Genomic DNA, 6203 nt, shown 5'->3' with positions numbered 1-6203 from the left:
GATTTCAAATACGGAATCACCACCAAACGGCCGGCATCGGAGCCACTGGCATGGCGAGGACCAGCATCGAACACCAGGACATGATCCCGAGTACGCACGATCGCACTGAGTCCTTGCCCCACGTCCAGCAGCGTCAGCTCCACTGTGCCGTCGTCCAATCGCGGAACGGGCCACGCGAGCGCAGCGACCGCTAAACAAAGCCCCACCCAGCGCCCGGGTAGCCCCCGTGGGGCCAAAAACCAAAAGGCCCCGACGACCAGCAACACCAAAGCGCCCAAGGACGGTGTGCGCCAATCCGAGACGCCAAACGAAGAATCTGCCAACAGAACCCAGTAAGGCCAAACGGCTTCCAGCCCCACCTCGACCCAATGCAAGGGCACACTGCCCCATGCCGGATCCATTGCGGCCAAGACGGTTCCCACCAACACCAAAGGCACCACCGCGATACTGAAGACGGGCACCGCGATGAGATTGACCACGGGCGCCACCCAGGAGATGGTCTGAAACCACCAGAGTGTCATTGGTACTAATCCGATGGCGATGAACCATTGGATCCGCAGCAACGACCGCACGGCACCACCGGCGTGGCGATACCCCCAGCTGCCATAGAGAATCAAAGCCACCGCGGCGAACGACAACCACGCGCCGGGCGCCAACCAGGCCAGCGGATCGAAAACAAACACGGCCGCAAGGGCCAGCAAGAACACCCGCCAGGGCGAAACCGCCCGCTGCCGCCAGATCATGAGCAGGACGACGGCCAACATCACCAGGGCACGTTGCGTGGGAACCGAAAATCCCGCCAACGCCGCATAGACCGTCGCGGCCAACAAGGCGGCAGGAGCGGCCACCCGGTCCGGCGGCCAGCGCTGGGCACGTGCGGGAATCCGCATCCAAACCAAGCGAACCAACCAGAACACCCAGGCACTGAGCAGCCCCACGTGCAAACCGGATATAGCCATCAAGTGACTGGTCCCGGTGGCCGCGAAAACCGACCAGCGGTCACTTGAAAGCCGGCTTCGATCTCCCAGCGCCAGCGCCCGAATCACGCCGAGATGAGCACTGTCTTGGCCCGTTGCAGTATCGATCCGCTCCGCCAGCCAAGCGCGCACGCGCAACCAAACGAATGATCCCCCAGCCGAAAGACGCTCGATCGACGGATCCTCGCGCACATAGCCCGTGGCCACCACCCGTTGCCGAAACAGCCACGCCTCGTAATCGAAGCTCCCGGGGTTGGCCAGCCCACGCGGCCGTTTGAGACGGAGCTTGAAACGCCACCGCTCCCCTGCACGATATTCGCGTTCATCGCCATAGTCGTTGACCCGGATTCGATCTCCCGGCCTTAACGCACTGGCCTCTTCGGCCGGCACCTCGACCTCGACCAGCAAGCGGGTAACCGGCCCGTTCGATTGCGGAAAATCGGCAATCCGGCCGACCAAAACAACATCTTGGCCCGCCCATTGCTCCGGGAGACGCGCCTCAACAATCCCGATGGCGTGCCACCACGCCCAGGAAAAACCCAAGACAAACGCTGCGACCCACCACACCTCAGCGCGAGCGCGAAAGCCCACCAGCAAGACGGCGGCCGCAAGCAGCATCGCCAGCGGCCAGAAAGGTCCGGGCAATTGGGACTGAAGGTGCAAAAAGCCGGTGCCCGCAACGAATGCCAGTAGCATACCGACCATGACGTGACGAACCGGCTACGCGCTTTGGAGCGTGCCGTCTTCCAAGCGGACAATGCGGTCCATACGTCCCGCGAGGTTGAGATCGTGGGTTACCACCACAAAACTGGTGTTGAGATCCCGATTCAGTTCGAGCATCAAATCGTAGACTTGGTCGGCGGTCGCCGGATCCAGATTGCCGGTGGGCTCATCCGCCAGCACGCAACTGGGAGCGGTTACCAGCGCCCGGGCAACCGCTGTGCGTTGCCGCTCGCCGCCGGATAAATGCGCCGGCTTGTGCTTCAGACGATGCTCCAGACCCACTCGGGCCAACAGTCCACGAGCCAACTGCAAGGCGCGACTCGGTCGCTCTCGCCGAACAATCAACGGCATGGCCACGTTCTCTTCCGCCGAGAATTCCGGAAGCAAATGATGGAATTGATAGATAAAACCCAGCTGGGCATTGCGTAAGCGACCCCGAGCGGTGCTGCCCAACCGATGCATGGCTTGGCCGGCGACCCAGATTTCGCCAGCATCGGCCTGCTCCAAACCGCCCAGCACATGCAGCAAGGTGCTTTTGCCGGACCCCGAAGCCCCCAGGATTGCAACCTGTTCTCCGCGCTCAACGCGCAAATCCACGCCCGATAACACCGGTACGACTGCGGAGCCCTGAACGTAGCGCCGCACCACGCCCCGGCAAACCAGGGCTGCTTCGCCCATTGCGGCCTGAGAACACGTCGCGCTACTCATAACGCAAAGCCTCGGCAGGATCGACTCGGGAGGCCCGCCAGGCGGGATACAGGGTGGAAACAAACGACAGTCCCAGCGCGATCAAGGAAATCCTGATGACGTCGTCGATTTGCAACTCCGAAGGCAGGTCCGAAATGTAGTACACGTCCGCCGGCAGGAATTGGTAACCAATCAGGTTCTCCAAGGTGGGTACCAAGGTTTCCACGTTCAAGGCCAGCGTCACGCCACCGACCACGCCCAAGAGGGTGCCGATCACGCCGAGCAAGGCTCCTTGAACGACGAAAACGGTCATGACGCTCAAAGGTGTGGCCCCGACGGTCCGCAGCACCGCGATGTCCGCCTGTTTGTCAGTCACCACCATCACCAGCGTGGAGACGATATTAAAAGCCGCCACGGCCACAATCAGGGCCAGGATGACGAACATCACAGTTTTCTCGGTCCGGATGGCGCGAAAAAAGTTGGCGTGCCGGCGGGTCCAATCGCTGAGGTAGATCCCTGGCGGGACCTTGGACGTCAGTGCCTGACTGACCGTGGGCGCCCGAAACAAATCGTCGATCCGCAAGCGCAAACCGTTGACCTTGCCATCCAGCCGATAAAGACGCGCGGCGTCATCCAGATGAATAAACGCTTGCGATCGATCGTACTCATACATGCCGACCTCAAACAGCCCGACCACTTCGAACCGGCGTAACCGCGGAATAAGACCGGCCGGCGTGACGCTGGCCTGGGGAATCATGATGTCCACGCTATCCCCCACCGTCAGCCCCAAGGCATCGGCCAACGCTTTACCCATGACCACACCGTAGCCACCCGCAACCAAATCCGACAAGCGGCCTGCAATCATATGCTGATCGACTTCGGATACCGTCGGTTCCAGTTCCGGCAGCACACCCCGGAGCAACCCTCCGGTCAATGCCCGCCCGCGACGGAGCATCGCCTCACCTTCCACGTAAGGTGCGGCACCCAAGATGTCCGGTTCCTGCAGCAGCTCGTCACGCAAGGCCTCCCACCCCTCCAGGCGGCCATCGTACTGAGCGACGTTGATATGCGAAGTCATGCCCAGAATGCGTTCGCGCAGCTCCGCCTCGAAGCCGTTCATCACCGACAGAACGACAATCAGCGCCGTCACGCCCAGCGCGACGCCGGCCATGGAAGTCATTGAAATGAAGGAGATAAAGTGGTTACTTCGCTTCGCGCGGGTGTAACGCAGCCCGATGTAGACTTCATAGGGACGAAACATGATGCGGCGGATTAAATCACGAAACGAGGGGTGCTGGCGACCTGGGCTTGATGCCGGTCGAACAATCCCAGGCTCAATAATTGGCGTTTTCCGCCGATTTTGCTAAATAGATTCAACAGGGAGTCTGCGCAGCACAACGGGAGATGACACCATGAAACGACCGATGCTGATTTTCGCCGCAGCCACGGTGCTGGGCTTGATCATCATGCCGGCATGGGCCGACGAATTGCGAGTCCACGATGCAGCGATCCAGTCTGTCGCGCTGGACCGCAACGTGCCGACCCGAGGCATGTCCATGTCTTACGTTCAATCCAACTACGGCATTCCGCAAAAAACTTACGCTGCCGTGGGTGATCCGCCCATCACGCGCTGGGAATATGATGGGTTCATGGTATATTTCGAGCACCATTTGGTGATTCACAGCGTCATTCCCGACCAGCTAAAACGGAAGGCGCACAACCGCTAACACACTCCGTGCCGGAGCGCATAAGGGAATATGCCCGATCCGTTCATCAGACTCCCGGCGGAATGGGAACGTCAATCCGCCGTTATCCTCACGTGGCCGCACGCCAACACCGACTGGGCAACGCAACTTCAGGCCACGGAACAAACATTCGCCCAAATCGGCAAAGCCATTCTCGCCCACCAAAACCTTCTGGTTGTCTGTCACGACGAGCACGTTCAGCGTTCGGTTCGAACCCATTTCGCTTCGGTGGATGCCGATCGCTCACGCTTGTATACCGCATTGGCGCCGAGCAACGATAGCTGGGTTCGGGATCACGGCCCCATCACCGTGCTCCGGGATGAGCAAGCGATCTTGCTTGATTTTCAGTTCGACGGCTGGGGCGGCAAATACGAAAGCGCGCTAGACAATGCCATCACCGCGCGAGTCCACCAACAAGGGGTGTTTGGCGACATCCCGTTTGAGACCCTGGACTGGGTCCTGGAAGGCGGCAGTATCGAATCGGATGGCCAGGGTGTTTTGCTGACCACCGAGTCGTGCTTGCTGGATGGCCGCCGAAATCCGGATTGGGACCGGGCGCGAATCGAGTTCGAACTACGGCACTGTTTGGGCTTCGAGAAGATACTGTGGTTGTCCCAAGGCGACTTGGCCGGCGACGATACGGATGGTCACATCGACACCCTGGCGCGATTTGCCGATCCGGCGACCATTGTCTATCAAGGTTGCGATGATCCATCCGACGAGCACTACAAACCGCTGCAGGCGATGGCAGCGGAGTTCGCCGCCTTCCGGCGCCCGGACGGGCAGCCGTATCATACGGTTCCCCTCCCCCTGCCGCGTCCGCAGTACGATCGCGAGGGAGCGCGTTTGCCGGCGGGCTACGCCAACTTCCTCATCATCAACGGCGCGGTGTTGGTCCCCACGTACAGCGACCCCGCCGATGCCATCGCCCTGGACCGGCTGGCCACCGTCTTTCCCGGGCGGACCATCATACCCATCGACAGCCGGGCCCTGATACGGCAGTTCGGCAGTTTGCATTGCATATCCATGCAACTGCCCGCGGCCGTTCGCCTGTTTGATCCGATCACGCCCTGACCTGTCGAAGCAAGCCAACACTGGTAGAATACGGCCCCCATTCAGACCGAACTTTCGGATGACAGCCATGTCTTCGGTTCTCAAAGCAGCACTGGTACAGATCTCCTGTGGTCCCCATATGGCCGAGAACAAGAATCGGCTGGAAACCGCGATCCGCAGCGCCGCCGCCAAGGCGGAGTTGATCGTACTGCCGGAGCTGCACAACAGTGTCTACTTTTGTCAGACCGAAGCCCCCGATGTGTTCGATCTCGCAGAACCGATCCCGGGCCCATCCACCCAATGGCTTGGGGGGCTGGCGCAAGAACTCGACGTGGTGATCATCGGCTCGTTATTCGAGCGCCGCGCGGCGGGGATTTACCACAACACGGCCGTGGTATTGGACCGCGATGGCACGCTTGCCGGCAGCTACCGAAAAATGCACATACCGGACGACCCGGGGTACTACGAGAAATTCTATTTCACGCCCGGCGACCAGGGTTTCCAGCCCATCGAATGCAGCATCGGCCAGCTGGGCGTGCTGGTGTGCTGGGATCAATGGTATCCGGAAGCGGCCAGGCTGATGGCGCTGGCCGGTGCGGATTTACTGATCTACCCCACCGCCATCGGCTGGGACGAACGTGACACCGCCGCCGAGCGAAGCCGACAGCGTGACGCCTGGATGATCAGTCAACGGGCGCATGCGGTAGCCAACGGCATTCCGGTATTGTCCTGCAATCGCGTGGGCACCGAGACCGACCCCAGTGGCGAAAGTCCGGGCATCCGCTTCTGGGGCACCAGTTTTGTCTGCGGCCCACAAGGTGAATTGATCGCCGAGGCCAACCCCGATCAGCCCGAGACGCTCGTGGCAGAAATTGATCTGGCTCGCAGTGAAACGGTTCGCCGCATCTGGCCGTTTTTCCGCGACCGCCGCATCGACGCCTACGGCGAACTGATCCGGCGTTATCGAGACTAAGTAACGTCGTTTGTAGCCATCCCACTTTCCAGGTAAGACCACGCC

At 60.8% G+C, this 6203-nt stretch carries 6 protein-coding genes; 3 read left to right on the top strand and 3 right to left on the bottom strand.

The features are described 5' to 3' along the window. The 3 genes from SVU69_11720 to SVU69_11710 form a co-directional block, all read right to left on the bottom strand. A partial coding sequence (locus tag SVU69_11720) for a DNA internalization-related competence protein ComEC/Rec2 (protein MDY6943663.1) occupies positions 1–1682 on the bottom strand: 1682 nt, incomplete at its 3' end. A 15-nt stretch (positions 1683–1697) separates the two neighbouring features. Then, positions 1698–2408 carry an ATP-binding cassette domain-containing protein gene (locus SVU69_11715; protein ID MDY6943662.1) on the bottom strand — a complete coding sequence of 237 codons (711 nt, stop codon included), beginning with the start codon at positions 2406–2408 and terminating at the stop codon, positions 1698–1700. After that, positions 2401–3648 carry a lipoprotein-releasing ABC transporter permease subunit gene (locus tag SVU69_11710; GenBank protein ID MDY6943661.1) on the bottom strand — a complete coding sequence of 416 codons (1248 nt, stop codon included), beginning with the start codon at positions 3646–3648 and terminating at the stop codon, positions 2401–2403. The genes SVU69_11715 and SVU69_11710 overlap by 8 nt, the downstream gene beginning before the upstream one ends. A gap of 151 nt (positions 3649–3799) precedes the next feature. On the opposite strand from SVU69_11710, the gene SVU69_11705 reads away from it, so the two are divergent. From SVU69_11705 to SVU69_11695, 3 genes are read left to right on the top strand one after another with little or no spacing between them, the layout of a single operon-like run. Beyond that, positions 3800–4114: a hypothetical protein gene (locus SVU69_11705; protein MDY6943660.1), complete on the top strand. Its 315-nt coding sequence runs from the start codon at positions 3800–3802 to the stop codon at positions 4112–4114. 30 nt (positions 4115–4144) lie between these two features. Further along, positions 4145–5206, top strand: coding sequence for an agmatine deiminase family protein (locus SVU69_11700; protein ID MDY6943659.1), 1062 nt, complete (start codon positions 4145–4147; stop codon positions 5204–5206). 58 nt (positions 5207–5264) lie between these two features. Further along, positions 5265–6158: a carbon-nitrogen hydrolase gene (locus SVU69_11695; GenBank protein ID MDY6943658.1), complete on the top strand. Its 894-nt coding sequence runs from the start codon at positions 5265–5267 to the stop codon at positions 6156–6158. Positions 6159–6203: the final 45 nt, after the last annotated feature.

The sequence above is a fragment of the Pseudomonadota bacterium genome (genome assembly GCA_034189865.1).
Taxonomy (GTDB): domain Bacteria; phylum Pseudomonadota; class Gammaproteobacteria; order UBA5335; family UBA5335; genus JAXHTV01.
Note: the sequence above shows the minus strand (reverse complement) of the source record. Positions and strands in the feature narration are given on the sequence as shown.

Coding starts and splice junctions, on each gene's coding strand:
- SVU69_11715 (MDY6943662.1), bottom strand. CDS start 2,408: ATGAGTAGCGCGACGTGTTCTCAGGCCGCAATGGGCGAAGCAGCCCTG.
- SVU69_11710 (MDY6943661.1), bottom strand. CDS start 3,648: ATGTTTCGTCCCTATGAAGTCTACATCGGGCTGCGTTACACCCGCGCG.
- SVU69_11705 (MDY6943660.1), top strand. CDS start 3,800: ATGAAACGACCGATGCTGATTTTCGCCGCAGCCACGGTGCTGGGCTTG.
- SVU69_11700 (MDY6943659.1), top strand. CDS start 4,145: ATGCCCGATCCGTTCATCAGACTCCCGGCGGAATGGGAACGTCAATCC.
- SVU69_11695 (MDY6943658.1), top strand. CDS start 5,265: ATGACAGCCATGTCTTCGGTTCTCAAAGCAGCACTGGTACAGATCTCC.